16 protein-coding genes are annotated in these 14,371 nt (G+C 54.2%); 5 read left to right on the top strand and 11 right to left on the bottom strand.

Going from position 1 to position 14,371, the window contains the following annotated elements; translation table 11 throughout:
* Positions 1–7: 7 nt before the first annotated feature.
* Entirely contained in the window at positions 8–400 is a 393-nt protein-coding gene (locus H9L05_RS01830; protein ID WP_187732794.1) for a hypothetical protein, read from the top strand.
* 143 nt (positions 401–543) lie between these two features.
* Here H9L05_RS01830 and H9L05_RS01825 read toward each other — a convergent pair whose 3' ends face one another.
* The 4 genes from H9L05_RS01825 to H9L05_RS01815 all read right to left on the bottom strand — a co-directional run bounded on the left by H9L05_RS01825 (position 544) and on the right by H9L05_RS01815 (position 3,874).
* On the bottom strand, positions 544–1,275 hold the full coding sequence (locus tag H9L05_RS01825) for a peptidylprolyl isomerase (RefSeq protein WP_187732793.1): 732 nt from the start codon (positions 1,273–1,275) through the stop codon (positions 544–546).
* A gap of 180 nt (positions 1,276–1,455) precedes the next feature.
* A complete protein-coding gene (locus H9L05_RS01820; protein WP_262892605.1) occupies positions 1,456–2,241 on the bottom strand; it encodes a manganese catalase family protein in 786 nt (261 codons plus the stop codon).
* The gene (locus tag H9L05_RS22915; protein ID WP_223284671.1) at positions 2,241–2,360 is read right to left on the bottom strand and encodes a manganese catalase family protein; all 120 of its coding nucleotides are present in this window, start codon (positions 2,358–2,360) and stop codon (positions 2,241–2,243) included. Before H9L05_RS22915 ends, H9L05_RS01820 begins: the two co-directional genes overlap by 1 nt.
* Positions 2,361–2,674: 314 nt before the next feature.
* A complete protein-coding gene (locus H9L05_RS01815; RefSeq protein WP_187732792.1) occupies positions 2,675–3,874 on the bottom strand; it encodes a zinc dependent phospholipase C family protein in 1,200 nt (399 codons plus the stop codon).
* Between the two features lie 244 nt (positions 3,875–4,118).
* On the opposite strand from H9L05_RS01815, the gene H9L05_RS01810 reads away from it, so the two are divergent.
* Complete coding sequence (locus tag H9L05_RS01810) at positions 4,119–5,153, top strand: hypothetical protein (protein WP_187732791.1); 1,035 nt, start codon at positions 4,119–4,121, stop codon at positions 5,151–5,153.
* Positions 5,154–5,217: 64 nt separating this feature from the next.
* Here the strand turns inward: H9L05_RS01810 and H9L05_RS01805 are convergent, their stop codons facing one another.
* Together H9L05_RS01805 and H9L05_RS01800 are read right to left on the bottom strand one after the other, a co-directional pair.
* Entirely contained in the window at positions 5,218–5,898 is a 681-nt protein-coding gene (locus tag H9L05_RS01805) for a hypothetical protein (RefSeq protein WP_187732790.1), read from the bottom strand.
* A 138-nt stretch (positions 5,899–6,036) separates the two neighbouring features.
* Positions 6,037–7,320 (bottom strand): amidohydrolase family protein, encoded by a 1,284-nt coding sequence (locus H9L05_RS01800; RefSeq protein WP_187732789.1) that lies wholly within the window; start codon positions 7,318–7,320, stop codon positions 6,037–6,039.
* A gap of 151 nt (positions 7,321–7,471) precedes the next feature.
* On the opposite strand from H9L05_RS01800, the gene H9L05_RS01795 reads away from it, so the two are divergent.
* Positions 7,472–7,729, top strand: coding sequence for an acyl-CoA-binding protein (locus H9L05_RS01795; RefSeq protein WP_187310760.1), 258 nt, complete (start codon positions 7,472–7,474; stop codon positions 7,727–7,729).
* A 76-nt stretch (positions 7,730–7,805) separates the two neighbouring features.
* Here H9L05_RS01795 and H9L05_RS01790 read toward each other — a convergent pair whose 3' ends face one another.
* Entirely contained in the window at positions 7,806–8,027 is a 222-nt protein-coding gene (locus tag H9L05_RS01790) for a CDGSH iron-sulfur domain-containing protein (protein ID WP_187732788.1), read from the bottom strand.
* A 106-nt stretch (positions 8,028–8,133) separates the two neighbouring features.
* Positions 8,134–8,655: a GNAT family N-acetyltransferase gene (locus H9L05_RS01785; RefSeq protein WP_187732787.1), complete on the bottom strand. Its 522-nt coding sequence runs from the start codon at positions 8,653–8,655 to the stop codon at positions 8,134–8,136.
* Between the two features lie 138 nt (positions 8,656–8,793).
* On the opposite strand from H9L05_RS01785, the gene H9L05_RS01780 reads away from it, so the two are divergent.
* Positions 8,794–9,453, top strand: a complete 660-nt coding sequence (locus H9L05_RS01780) for a hypothetical protein (RefSeq protein ID WP_187732786.1) — start codon at positions 8,794–8,796, stop codon at positions 9,451–9,453.
* Positions 9,454–9,556: 103 nt separating this feature from the next.
* Complete coding sequence (locus H9L05_RS01775; RefSeq protein ID WP_187732785.1) at positions 9,557–10,180, top strand: deoxynucleoside kinase; 624 nt, start codon at positions 9,557–9,559, stop codon at positions 10,178–10,180.
* A gap of 97 nt (positions 10,181–10,277) precedes the next feature.
* Here the strand turns inward: H9L05_RS01775 and H9L05_RS01770 are convergent, their stop codons facing one another.
* The 3 genes from H9L05_RS01770 to H9L05_RS01760 all read right to left on the bottom strand — a co-directional run bounded on the left by H9L05_RS01770 (position 10,278) and on the right by H9L05_RS01760 (position 14,343).
* Positions 10,278–10,946 (bottom strand): DUF2461 domain-containing protein, encoded by a 669-nt coding sequence (locus tag H9L05_RS01770; RefSeq protein ID WP_187732784.1) that lies wholly within the window; start codon positions 10,944–10,946, stop codon positions 10,278–10,280.
* 173 nt (positions 10,947–11,119) lie between these two features.
* Positions 11,120–13,303: a T9SS type A sorting domain-containing protein gene (locus tag H9L05_RS01765; RefSeq protein WP_187732783.1), complete on the bottom strand. Its 2,184-nt coding sequence runs from the start codon at positions 13,301–13,303 to the stop codon at positions 11,120–11,122.
* A gap of 221 nt (positions 13,304–13,524) precedes the next feature.
* Positions 13,525–14,343 (bottom strand): MOSC domain-containing protein, encoded by an 819-nt coding sequence (locus H9L05_RS01760; protein WP_187732782.1) that lies wholly within the window; start codon positions 14,341–14,343, stop codon positions 13,525–13,527.
* Between the last annotated feature and the right edge of the window lie 28 nt (positions 14,344–14,371).

The raw sequence follows: 14,371 nt of genomic DNA, 5'->3' as shown, positions 1-14,371 counted from the left end.
GAAGCTTATGAAAAATCAATCGTCGCGGCTACGGCATTTTTTGCCCAGTATTCTCGTTTGGCTTATGTTGCTGGTCGGCTGTCAGAGTGCCGAGGAAAAACTGCAGGATCATCTGGCCAATCCGAAGGCCGGGGATGTGTATGTGGTGAGCTACCAGCCTGCGGGCACTACCAAGCCGAGCTACTTTTACTATCAACTCGTCCGCTTCACTGCCGACAGCGCTTTCTTTCATCCTGCACGCCGCGAGGTGCCTTCTGCTGATATAAGCCTGGAAAAGGAGCCTGATTTATTCAACCCTGATGATATTAAAAGCTTCTCACGCCAGGAACTGCGAGAGTTTACCCAAGCGCAGCAAGGCGACGCCTACAAGATATTGCTCACAGCTATTCGCCGTGAATAAGCGGAACCTCCTTACCAGACCGTCATGCAGAGGCGGAGCGAAGCATCTAGCTCGCTTCGTGGGGTTACTACCACAACATCAGCACGCGAGATGCTTCGCGCTGCTCTGCATGACGGATTGGGGTTATTAGCTTAAGATTTAAGCTACTTCTCTGCTACTTCTACCTTAATCGGTACGTCTTTCAGCGGCCATTTATAGGGGTCGACGGGCTCGGCGGCTATCTTATCAATCACTTCCAAGCCTTCCACTACCTCTCCAAACACAGTGTACTTTCCGTCCAGAGCGGGCACGCCGCCTACGCTGGCGTAGGTGCGCACCTGCTCGGGAGTGAGGGCGCGGCCAGCCATTTGGCGCGACTGGTCGGGGGTCAGCTTTTCGCCTTGCACAAAGTAAAAGTCGGTGGAGGAAGAGCGGCGGTCGGGGTTCTGATCGTCGTCGTAGCGGGCCATGCCCAGGGCGCCACGCTTATGAAAGCGCTGGGGCCGAAACTCCGGCGGCAGTCGGTAGCGGGCAATCCGGATGGTGCGATTTTCGCCCCGCCCGCCCTGAATCGCGAAGCCCTTAACTACGCGATTAAACACCGTTTCATCGAATACGCCCCGACGCGCCAATAGCAGAAAGTTGGCTTTATGAATTGGCGTATCATCGTAGAGGCGCACGCGCATATTGCCGTGGCGCGTGCGGATAACTACTTCATCGCCAGGATATTGATTTAGGTAAGGGGTGAGCAATGCGGCCACGTTGCTGTCGGCCAGGGCCGTAAGGTCGGGGCCGGGAAGGCTGGGTGCGGCGGGCGTTTCAGGCTCGGTGGGGGGCTTTTTTTCGGCTTGGCCGCAGCCTGTCAGTAGCCCGATGGTCAGCCAGCAAGCCAGCACCGCACAGTGCCTTCCTGGGGGGCAAATTCTTAGGTCAGTAAAGAAAAACGGCATACAACTACGCTGATGCACGGACCAGATTCAGCCTGTGGCCCGTTGGGTGAAGCCTAAAAAAAGGTGTTGCCCTCCCTTCAGGAAGACAACACCCAAATCTAAGTAGCTGGCGCTAAAAGCGAACGACTACATTTTCATTCCCATTTTCTTGGCAATGTCCTTGAACATCTGCGGGTCGTAGTCGTCGGCGCCGGGCGAGTTGAGCTGGGGCTCCTCTTCCAGCTCGGGGTACGGCACACCCTGGAAACCACCCTGAATCAGTTCCAGCGGCTGGCCATCTTCCGGATGATTGCCATTCCAGATAATACCGGCCTGCTTGTAATCATCTGGGCTGAATGTATATAGCTTGAGGTGCAGCTTCTGCTGATCCTGAAGCTTTTTGGCTTCGGGGAAAGCATCGTTGCTCAGCTCGGGTACGGGCACCAGCTTGGTTACTTCCACACCAGTCAGCTTTTCGAGGGCTTTGGCATAGGCTACTACGTGCAGGCCGCCGCGCACCAGCAGATAGCCCACCATGGTGCGGGCGCAGGGATCGGTCACCATTTCATACACCCGCATCTTGTTGGCGCGGGCGCCGCACTCCAGAAAAAAGTTGTGCAATAAGTCCAGCTTCAGGTTGCCGCTGCTGTGCACGTATTGGCCGGTCCAGGGGTTGCCCATCGAATCGAAAGGCATGGCGGTTTGCGCGCTGCTCAAGAAATGGTAGCTATTACGGGCATCTACGGCACCTTTCAGCGGGCCCGACACCGGGTCTTTTCCGCGCACCGTCTGGCCGGTGAGCAGCAGGTTGATGGCGTATGATACGGCTTCGATGTGGCTATATTCTTCGGCCGCGATGCTGCACGTTAGGTCATAGAAGGGGCGGAGCCGGTCGCGGCCCCGAAAGTTGAACGACTGAAACGTGTAGTTCATCAGAGTCGACATCTCCCCGTATTTGCCCCCAGCAGCTCCTGAATGGCGGCGGCATCATTGGGCGAGGGATTTTTGGGCTTGGGCAGCTCAACGGCCAGCCGATCATAGCGTAAGATCATAGCGGTAGTGTGGTAAAGGATGGAAGTGAAAGAATATAGTACCTCGTCTGGCTCAAAAGCGCGGCAAAGCCTATTAACCTTACGGTTCTGTCTGCCCTTAGTTCGTTGTAATTAGCTGAAGCTCAACTATATAATTATGTCATTTGGGCGCTAACTACCTGAGTATAACCCTGCCAGCGCCACTGCCGCCCGTGTTTTTAACTCCGCAAAGACCTTCCTTTCCTCATTGGAACAAAAAAACCTCCCCACCAACTTGCCTGGGCAAATAAGTGGGGGAGGTCGGGAGGGGCGCTAAAAGCGGCGCTGAGGCAATTTTACCAGCCGTCGTCGGTTTTTTTGGCTTTAGCTTTTTGCTTCACATTGCCAGCTTCCGTTTTTACTTTGGTTTTTACTTTTTCGGGAGCGGCTGGCACTGGCGCTGGCGTAGGTGCTGGCACAATAGCTGGCGCAGCGGCCGGAGCCGGAGCCGCCTCAGCAGGGGCGGCGGGCGCTTGGTCGGCTGAGTTAATCTCGTCGGCCTTTTCTACTACTTTTTCCTTTTGCATGGCCAGCAGCATATTCTGCGGCACCAGCTCGTTCTTGTCCCAAAGCTTGAGCTCGGCCGCAAGCTTGGCTTTCTCTTCCTTGCCGGGCTTGCGGGCCATGAGGGCGTTTAGGTCGGGCTTGCCGGCATCCTGCCAGGCGGTGAGCCACATAGAAGCTACGGCCGTGGGCGCCTGCTTGAGCCGGTAAGCCACCATGCCGCCTACTTTATCGTGGTAAGCATCGGCGAAGGCATCGGAGTAGGAGCGGCGCGTTTTGCCGTAGCGGTGCGAAAACGTGTATTTCGTCTCGGGCGTGAAGTTGCGGGTTACGGCTTCTTCCAGATCGAAAGTAGCCCCCAAAAAGCCGTACGACTCCTGCACCACGGCCCAGATAGCCGCCTGCGGATCTTTGATATACTTAGCAGGCTTGCTGTCCAGCTTGTACTTCGCAATGTGGCGCTCCGGCAGCTTCGACTCCCAGAGGCTGTGCATACCGGTTTGGTTGCTGAGCTGGCCATCGTAGTTCATGGTGGTATGCAGCGGCACGTGCGCATCCGAAATGTAGTGGCAAAGGTCGGCGGACAGGGCAATGATAGCAGTTGTGTCACGCTGGCGAAATGCTTCGGTTAGCTTCTCTTTCACCTCCAACACTGTCCACGGCACGGTGCCGTACTTACGCAGCGTGTCGGCGGTATATCTGGCGGCCGCGTCATCCCAGGCTTTGGGCATGTCGCCAAACGGGTCGTCGCCGAAGTGGTCCATGTCGATGAAGTGACGTGGGGCCTCGGCGGGGTCGGCTTCGCGGCGCTCATCCGCCGCAATCGACTTCTTCACTATCTCATTCAGATGACGAAAGTAAAAAGCCTGCATAGAGCCAGGCAGGGCATACACGGCTACCTGGGCAATGGTTTTGTGGGCAAAAAAGCCCCAGCCATTGGATAGCACCGGCAGCACCAGCACCAACGTAAGTGTGATAAAGAGTTTTTTCATAACGGCAGCGAAAAGCCAAATAGAAGGATGCCGCGAAGTTCGGTATTTTTCGGAGTCAGTAGATGAAAAAACGGCTTGTTATAAAAGAACGTCCTGCAGAGCGCAGCGATGCATCTCGCCAGCGCTCGTTGGATTACTAATCCTGTTAAACATGCGAGATGCTTCGTCGCCGCTTCATGCGCGGAATGCTCTGCATGACCACCTTCCGCCTTTTAGTAACTTCGCTTCTTCCGCCGCCCCACCCATGACCAATATCTCCAAGAAGAAACTTTACTACCCCATCGGGGAGCCGCTGCGGCGCTACCTGCACGAGTTCGATCGCGAAACCCGCCTGCCCGTCACGTATAAAGACCTGACGCGCTTCAGCGGGGCTTATCCGCTGCTCGACCGCAACGGCCGCGATACGCTCTGGGAAACGGTTTACTACGAACCCTCCGCGTTGCAGGAGTTGGCGGCGGGCCTCACGGAGGTGTATGCGCTGCTGAAAACCGACGGCGACCTGTCGTTCAGCGAGCACCTGCTCACGGATAGAATTGACTATTGCCGGTTTGGCAATTCTAATCCATTTCGGGTGCGTATCGTCAATCAGTTTAACGACAACTATGACTATTTCTACGTGAAGCGCGCCGACGCCTCGCGGGTGTACGGGCTGGAGCTGGAGCATATTTTGTCGCCCAACAGCATCAACTACTTGGTCAGTGGCGACTCGCTGATTGAAGAGCACATTGCCGGCATTCCGGGCGACGATTTCATTCGCGACCATTTGCAGCGGCCCCACCTCAATCAGGTGCGGATTGCGAAGGAGTTTGTCAAGTTTAATGAGCGCTGCTTTGCTCGCTTGCTGGGCGATATGCGCGCTTACAACTACGTGATTGACGTGACGCCTGACTTCGAGGACGAGCAGTATCGCGTGCGGGCCATCGACTTCGATCAGCAGAGCTACGAGGGCAAAAAGACCATGTATCTGCCGCAGTTTTTCAAGGATAACCGGGCCGTGGTGCAGCTGTGCAGCAAGCTGCTTACGGGCGAAAGCATCCGGCAGTACCAAACCGAAGAGCGCACCCTGATGGCCCGCCGGGCCCGCGCCGAGCGCTACCGCCTCAAGGACCTGATGGACTGTATGCGCCCCGACGAGCTATCGACGCCCGAGAAGACGAGCATTTTGCAGCAGGAGCTGAATCAGCATCACCACACCACGCAGTTTAACCGCTGCCGCACCATGGGCGACATCGTGCGGCTGAATCTGCGGCTGATGCTAGGCCGACCTCGCCCCGAATAAATTTTCCATAAAAAAGCCCCCAGAAACGTTTCTGGGGGCTTTTTTATGGGAAGCTTCTGAGTAACTACTGGCCAAAGCCGATGCTCATGCCCAAGGAAATCTCTACGCCGCCAGGACTCACGGCATCAACTAAATCGCGCATTTCCTGGGAGGGGCGGTAGCCGTTGGTGTACGTAACGGGGTCGCCAGTGAAGCGCACGCCGTAGCCGAGCGTGCCAATGAGTCCTACGCGGCCCGGCTGCCAGCGAAAGCCCGTGCGCAGGTTAAGCACGCCGCTCGACGACAAGTTATAATATGCTTCTTCTTCGGAAGGTGTGCCTTCATTCAGCGCAATCCGCACATCATTGATTTTGCCCGAGCGGGACAAGTTGGCGCCGATATAAGGCGAAACGGTTTTGGCCGGGCTAAAGAAATGCCGCACGCCAACGCCAATTTTGCCCCCCACGCCCAAGCCAATGCCTGCATTCACATCTGTGCCGGCGCCAATCATGTGCGCGTAGTAAAAACCGATGCCTCCGTATGGCCCACCCCAGCCCAGGTCGATGCCCAGCGAGGACGTACGGTAGCGGCTAAGCGCAGGGCCGGCAACGGGTGCCTCCTGCCCGGCATAGATGGTAGGACGGCTAGCGGGCGCCATGGGGGAAGAGGGCTGAGCCGGCGGCTGGGTATTCAACTGCGTTTGAGCCAGGGCAGGCAACCCGGCAGACAAGGCCAATAGCGTGGCTACTGTAGTAAAAATTTTCATGCGATAAAAAAGGTAGAAGATAAATTTAATGCAAAAGAAAACCGAGGATGAATCGGCTATACTACGTGCTCCAGTAGCTCGTCATAGCCGATTCATCCTCGGTTTTCAGTGCCTAGAGGTGCTAGGCAAGCTTCATGCCTATTCCTGCTTAAATACCATGCCCTGCTTCATCACAAAACGTACGCGCTGCATAGCAGTAATGTCTTGAAGCGGGTCGCCATCTACGGCTACGATGTCGGCGAGCTTACCGGTTTCGAGGGTACCTAGCTGATCACTCTGGCCGAGCAGGTCGGCGGCGTAAACGGTAGCGGCGCGTAGCGCTTCAATAGGCGGCATTCCAGCCTCCACCATGTAAGCAAACTCCAGCCCGTTGGCGCCGTGGCGAAATACGCCGGCATCGGTGCCAAAGGCAATTTTAACGCCCGCCTTATACGCCCGCCCAAACGTGGCTTGCAGCTTCGGCCCGATGCTCTGGGCTTTTGGCGTTACCAAAGCCGGATAATATCCCACGATTTTAGCCGAATCGGCCACCGACTTGCCGGCCGTGATGGTGGGCACATACCAGGTGCCGTATTTCTTCATCAGCTTCATGGTTTCGTCGTCCATAAGCGTGCCGTGCTCAATGCTGTTTACGCCGGCCCGGATGGCGCGCTTCATGCCTTCGGCACCGTGGGCGTGGCAGGCCACTTTCAAACCCAAATCGCGGGCGGTTTCGACAATAGCCTTGATTTCGGCTTCGGTCATCTGGGCGCTGCTGCCGTCTTTGGCCACGCTGAGCACACCGCCGGTAGCCGTTATTTTGATTAGGTCGGCGCCGTTTTTATACTGCTGTCGCACGGCTTGGCGGCCTTCGTCGGGGCTGTTCACTACGCCATCATTAGGGCCGGGATTACCCATCAGATCCTGGCGGTAGCCGTTGGTGGGGTCGGCGTGTCCGCCGGTGCCGGAGAGCGACTTGGCAGCCGTGAAGATGCGCGGCCCGGCTACCTGGCCGCGGTTGATGGAGTTGCGCAGCGCCACGTTCACGCCTGAACCGCCCAGGTCGCGAACGGTGGTAAAGCCCGCCATAAGGGTTTTACGGGCATATTCGAGCGATTCAAACGCTACGTCGGCTGGGTTCTTGATGAACTCGTCGAGCTGATTGGTTTTGCTGGTTTGGTGCTCCAAATGCACGTGCATATCCAGCAGGCCGGGCATCACGGTTTTATTCTTCAGATCAATCACTTTATCGGTGCCGCTGCCGGCCGCATAGCCGTTCTGCACGCCAGCCACGCGCCCTTTCTCGACTACGATAGTCATTTCGGGTTGAATGCGGCCGGTGCGCACGTCGAGCAGACGACCGCATTGCACGTAGGTTTTTTGGGCGTGAGCAGAAGAGAGGCTCAATAAAAAGCCCCCCAGGAGCGCAGTAAAAAGACGCATGGGGTAGGGGTTTTGGTAGTTGGGAGTGGGCTAATGCCGGCTGCCCCGATCCATATCGGGCCGCCGCACTATTTGCAAGGTGCAGCAGAAAACTCGTAACTCGCAACTCCCAATTGATAACCAAATATTCTTACCTCAAAACCTGACCCTCATGGCCACTACCGAAGAGTTTGAAGCTGCCGCCCAGCGCGCCCAACAGCTGCCCACCAAGCCCTCCAACTTAGTATTGCTCCAGCTCTACGCCCTCTACAAACAAGCAACTGAAGGCGACGTATCCGGCGACCGTCCCGGCGGCTTCGACTTTAAGGCCATAGCCAAATACGACGCCTGGGCCGGCATCAGCGGCAAGTCGCAGGACGATGCCCGCAAGGAGTACGTGGATTTGGTGAATTTTCTGGCTGACGCATAAACCCTTGGCACTAATTAGCTAAAAAAGCCCCCAGAATAGTTCTGGGGGGCTTTTTTAGTGGTCGAAAAAGGGCGTTCTATACTTTTGGGGCAGGCAGGTCGAAGGCAACGGCATCGTGCTCAAAGTGGCCTTTGTGCGAGCCGTCGCAGAAAGGCTTGTTGCTGGAAAGTCCGCAGCGGCAGATGCTAACACGCTCGCGGCCGCCGAGGCCATAGGTATTGCCTTGAGCATCAACGATTTCGATGTCGCCCTCTACGCGAAGAGAGCCGTTGCTTAGTACAGTGAGTTTAGTAGCCATGTCTTGGTTGGTTGATGAATTTTATCTGATGATGCGCGATGCGCTGAGGGGTATCTCAGTGCAGTGAGCCATACTCTATACGATGGAATGCCGGAAACGGAAAAGCTTACTTCAGCTCTTTGCGCATCACGTAGTCGTTCATCCAGTAGGGCCCGATGGCAATATCCTCCTCGCGGTGCTGCTGGAAACCTTGGCGCTCGTAGAAGCTGATGGCTGGGTTATAGCGGTTTACGTTCAGCTCCAGGGCCTCGCCGCCAGCGGCGCGGGCAGCTTCTTCAACCGCCAGCACTAATTGCTGCCCCAGGCGTTGGCCCTGATGAGAAGGCAGAACGTAGATTTTGTGCAGCTTAAACACCGCTTCAGCTGGCATCGGCAAACGGGAAAAGGAGGCGTAGCCTGCTGGGTGGCCATCGGTGCGCAACAGCAGAAACACGTGCCCTTCAGTCGTCATTTGCCGCTCCAGCGAAGCCGGCGTATAAATCACGCGGTACATGTAGTCAATCTGCTCCTTCGAGATAATGAAGCGGTAAGTGGGTTCCCAGGTGGCTTCGGCCAGCTGAATTATAGTCGGAATATCAGCCAAGGTGGCCGGCTGAATGCTGACGGAAGCGGTATCGGTGGCGGGCATAAGCTGCAAAAACGCAAATTTTAAGATAACAAACGTGCATTCTTGCTGGTAGGAGGCATTTTGGGACGGAAATTGTATTGTGCCAGCAATAAATTGCCCCCTGGGGGGCGTTTTCAGGCCACTCTCTACTCAGTCACCATGAAAAATATTTTGCTTTCAACTCTCCTCGGAGCCGCTAGCTTAGTGCTCGTTCCGTTGACCGCCGCCGCTCAGCAGACGCAGGAGCCTGTTTCTTCTACCAAGCCCGTTTCTGCCGTAGAGCGCGACCTGCGCCGCTTCAGCGATTGGGTAAGTGAGAAAGTAACCCGCGCCGAAGAAGGCGCCCGCCGCGAGTGGCCCAGCGTGATGGCCGACTACGACCGCCAAAGTGCCCGCCTCGACCGCGCCACCGATAGCTTGTCGGTGCAGTCGCGCCGCGAGTACGCCGCCCAGAAAGCCCGCTACCAAACCTGGGCCGCCGAGCAGCAGCGCCTCGATAGCGCTGCCCGCCAGCCCGAAACAGTGGCCCAGGTTCAGAGCCGCCTTTTGGGGGAAAACGTGAACATCAATCGGGCCCGCGCCACGGAATTGCCTGGTCTGTACGCTCGTCTGCTGGAAACTACCCACGACCAGCGCCGCCGCTGGACTGCCGCCGAATGGAGCCAGGCTTCCGCCGTGCTTTCTCGCCTCAATGCGCGCTACGAGGAAGTACGCACCCAATTGCCCACCAAAGACCGCTTAGACGTGCGCTCGTGGCAGGCCGAGTTTAGGACGCTGGAGAAAGCCCGCGACGTAAAAGAAATCATTGACAACCGCTGAGCTACTATTTGAGCAAGTTGAGGCGGTTCGTGGGAGATTGTAGGTGGGCTTCGGTGCCGATGCGCTACTTTTGCGCCTCACATTTTAGCTGTCCCCCTCGCTCATGCACATCGCCATCGTCGGAAACATTGGAGCCGGCAAAACCACACTGGCCAATAAGTTAGCGCATCACTTCAATTGGGAAGTATTTCTCGAAGACGTTGATCATAATCCTTATCTGAAGGATTTCTACGATGATATGCCCCGTTGGGCGTTTCATTTGCAGGTGTATTTTCTCAATAGCCGCTTCCGCCAAACCCAGCATATCAAGCGGATTCAGACGGCAAATAAAGGTGTTATTCAGGACCGCACGATCTATGAAGATGCGCATATATTCGCTACCAACCTGCACCAGTCGGGCCTGATGGCCGAGCGCGATTACGACAACTATCGTAACCTGTTCGACTCCATGATCAGCATGGTCGATCCGCCGGACCTGCTGCTCTACCTGCGCGCCGATTTGCCCAAGCTCATCCAGCAGATTGAGCGCCGCAACCGTGACTACGAAAACAACATCAAAATCGAGTACCTCAAGCACCTCAACGAGCATTACGAGCAGTGGATCGGCAGCTATAAGGATGGCAAGCTGCTTATTATTGACGTAAACAACCTCGACTACGTGAATAACCCTGAGGACCTCGGCGTCATCATCGACCGGATCAATAGCACCTTGTTTGGTCTGTTCTAGTTATAAGCATCCGTATGAAAAAAGCCCCTAGAGCACATCTGGGGGGCTTTTTTGTGTTTGAACACAAGTAGAACATCCTCACGGAACCGACAAGCACTTAGCCTTCAGTAAGCGCTTGATTCAGAAAGCGAACCAACGGCTGGGCAGCCCTCAGAGACGTTACTACTTCTTGCGCGAAATTCGGCTTCAGCACCTGCGCATCGGTGAAAGAGCGCGACACAAAAAAATCCTTCAGCTTCAGCCATTCCAGGTCGGGGTCGTTCTTGTCGTAGCCTTTGGGCGGGCGCTGTAGCCGTTCGCCTTCCAAGCCGTCGGGATAGAAGCGGACCATATCTGCCTCTTCGCGCAACGCATGAAACGCAGGGGCATTGTAGTGAATCTCCTGTCGGATACGGGCTACGGCCGGCGTTTCGGGGCGCCACTTGCCGGCTCCTACCCAACTGGTGCCATTCGGGCCAACCGCCAGAAAATATCCGGCCCATGGGGAGTGCCGCCCATCGCGGGCAAAGCCTGCACCCATGTGTTTTTTGTAAGGCTCATCGCTTTGCTGAAACCGGTCGTTTTTATTGATGCGATACTGGCTGGCCGCGGCGGTAAGGCCCGCCAGCTCCGGCTCAAACTGCTGCAAACCCTGTAGCGCCGTTTTTACCAACTCGGTAAACTCGGCCCGCGCCCGCTGGTATTCGCCCCGATGGGCATCCATCCAGGGCTTGTTATTGTTGTTGGCCAGCTCGCGCAGAAAACTCAGGACGGGGGCAAGATTCATGGGGGGCAAATTTCAATGGACATCCGGTCAGATACGTTTCCTTCCAGATGGGAGAGTGATTTACGGATTACTGTCGAGCAATCAATAGTCTGTAAAGTCGTAAGGTTCCATAAAAAAGCTTCGGCGTCCTGGATAGTCCAGAACGCCGAAGCTAGCAAGAGAGGGAAGCGAACTTACTGCTTGATGAAGCGCGCCTGGCGCACGCTCCGGTCGGGGCTAAGTACCCGCACCATATATACGCCCGCGGGCAGCATGCTCACGGTGAGCGTAGTGGCCGCTTCATTCGAGAATTCCTGGCTCATCACCCGCTGACCGCGGACATTATAGATTTCAGTTGTGTGTTTGCCGGCTCCCAATCCATTGAGGGTCAAAACATCGGTAGCTGGTACCGGACTCAAAGTAAAGGCTACAACTCCTAACTGCACCGTTACCGGCTGCGAGTACACTGCCTTACCGTCCAGATCGATCTGGCGCAGACGATAGTAGTTGTTGCCCGCCGCGGCCGCGCGGTCTATGTAGGTGTAGCTGTGGCGCTGGTTGCTCGTGCCATTGCCTTTGACGAAGCCCAGCTTTTTCCACTCGCTCAAATCCGTGCGGTGTTCAATGTCGAAGCCTTTGTTCTGGAGCTCCGTGGCGGTCGCCCAAGTCAAACGCACCGCGTTGTTCTCTGCGTTGCCCGTGAAGCTATTTAACTCAACGGGGAGGGGGGTAACACCATCAGCAAGCGAAAAGAAAGTGCCATCAAGGCGTAGGGAGCCAGTAGTCCTCAGTACGTTAGGAACAGTACGGTCGTATAGAACATTACTGACACCTGTATATGAACCAGTAAAATTAGAAGCATTTTCAGATTGATACAGTTCTAACAAAGATGGATTGTTGCCGCCTAACTCATCGAATGCGTCCGTACGGTATCTAAAGTCCATTGATACATTATAGGCCTGATTACCAGCATTATTATTAAGATTGGCATTGACGGAGAAGCGCCGACTTATAGTTCTTCTGAGTTCAGATCCTCCTCGTAGAGTACCCGGTAAGCCTGTTACACGTAACACGCTGACAGTATTTAGAATATTACCCTGGCCTTGGGTCCGGCCCTGAGTTAGGGTGAGGCCAATATTGCCAAAGTCATGGGAGTTACCCTCACTGGCTAAAGGAATAGGCGTTAATGAAGAAACTCTTCCCAGCAGGTAACCATTTGACGATTCGCTTAACCGACCTGTTGTTCCGAGTTGAACTGTATTTGGACCGGTTGCTAAGGTGCCACTATTTATTACAAGTGATTCATTGATAGTGAGGTTACTCGTTATCGTTTTTACTCCTGGACCCTGAATAATTAGGGAATTATAAGTATCTCCACTAATAGTCTGGTTACCAGTACCTGTAAGAATAACAGGAGCACTGCCAGCACTGAAAGCAGTTGCATCTCTAAAAGTTAAATCCCCAACGACACGAATTGCAGCACTTGAAGCCCCAATGTTTAAAGTGCCGTTTTCAACTCGTAAACTTCCTTGAATGTCCCACACCGAACCTTCGCCAATTCGGGTGAGTAAACCGTTGGGGCTATTAAGGGTAAAATCATAGACAGTTATAGGCCCAGAGATATTTTCAGGCAAGCCAGAACCAGAATATGAATAACTATCAATATTGTTCGGACCAAAAGCCCTGTTATTACTTCCGGCGACTGTATTCAGTACAGTGAAGTAGCGAAGAAAGTAAGCATTGGTACCAATGGTGCCACTTGTGCTTAAACGTGGAGCCTGAGCATATACAAAGCCATTACCATTCGCGATATAGCCAAACCAATTGAAAGCTGCTGGCCGAGCATTGGTAGTGCTGATGGCTGACCAAGGGATAGAAAACTCTCGGACCCCACCAGGACCAAGTTCTACTGATCCAACGTTTGGTGTTTCGTCTCCCCATAATCCAGATTCTGTGTTGAATTTTCGGGCCACCCGGCGCGTAGGGCCACCGTTATTACCACTATCGGTTGAATTGCTAGCAGCCTTTATAGAGAAAACGGCATCAGCGCGGAAGGGTAAAGTGCCATTAGTATTATCGTACGTAACACCTGTTGTTGTTCCACTATTTGCATCGCCCGCATTAACGATTGGCAACGGATTAGTGTCAAAATAAAGAATTGACGCTTCGCTGACACTAGCATTAATCGTAGCAACATATAAGTTGGTGTCATCCCAAGTCATGTACCACGTTTGTCCTCCAGTCTCATACGAACTGCCATATTCACCGGGGGCGATTTGTCCATCAAGAACCGGAACCTGTGCCTGAGCTACCTGCAACGTACTCAATGAAAAAAATACGGCTCCAAATGCCGTTAATACTTTAGGTAAAAATTCCATATAGGCAATATTTATTATGTTTATAAGATGCGCTAATATAGATTGTAAACCAGATAAGGTTGTGTTTGGAAAATCATATATAATAAATATTCTTCTATAAGTACCAATTTTGGTAGATTTTATATACTTCTTATAAGCCTAAGCCTAATAATTTTTTATGCGCTCATTTTCCCCTTACTACTTAATTGTAGCAAAGAGAAAAGCGAGCAAGAAAGTAACTACTATTTATAGGTGACTACCGTCAGTTCGTCACCAATTTGTAGCTGGCCATAACCCGGACCTGTCACGTTTTGGCCAAACATAACTTTACCCCCCAGCGTGCGGTAGGAGGCAAGTGTGCGTAGCGTTTCAGGGTTTTTGTGGGCGGTATTCTGGTTGATGGTTGTTACTACGCATCGGCCGCAGGCCTCCACAGCCCGAAAACTCAGGTCGCCAATTCGGAACTCCTGCCAGGTATCCTCGGTGTGGGCAAGGCCGCCGCTAAACACCAGGTTGGGTCGAAAGCGGTTCATTGGTACCGGCTCCGTAAGGCGATTATTCAACTCATCTAGGGAGCCTTGCCCAATAAGTAAAAAAGGATAAGCGTCTGCAAAGCTCACCACTGCGTCGGCTGGATTAAGCTCAGGATCAACAGGTCGCATGGCCATATCAGACATATACACCAAGCGACAGATGCAGCCGAGCGCTTCTGAGAGCCATTCGTCGGCTGCCAGCTCGCCGCGCCAGGCAAACACAAAATCATCCCAGATAGTAACGAACAAGCTGCGCTCTGGCGTAGCCTCAAACGGCACGAATAGCGGTAATAGATCTGGACGGTTGCGGTGCGTAATAATGAAACCGTTATGTGCCGGCGCTACCTGAAGCAAAGCCATCTCAGCCGTTTGGCGCTGCGTCATAAATTGGTTACGCTCGTTTACAATCAGCCAGCGACGGTCATGGCGTAATCCGCGGGCTTCGATTGTAGCTTCTTGAAGACGAATGCCCCCCAGCGACTTAACAGGATAAATATAAAGGTCTTGCAGATGCAGGGTGTTGGACATGCGGCGAAGGTAAGCTCAGACAATTAAA

The organism is Hymenobacter qilianensis, from assembly GCF_014489555.1.
GTDB lineage: Bacteria > Bacteroidota > Bacteroidia > Cytophagales > Hymenobacteraceae > Hymenobacter > Hymenobacter qilianensis.
Note: the sequence above shows the minus strand (reverse complement) of the source record. Positions and strands in the feature narration are given on the sequence as shown.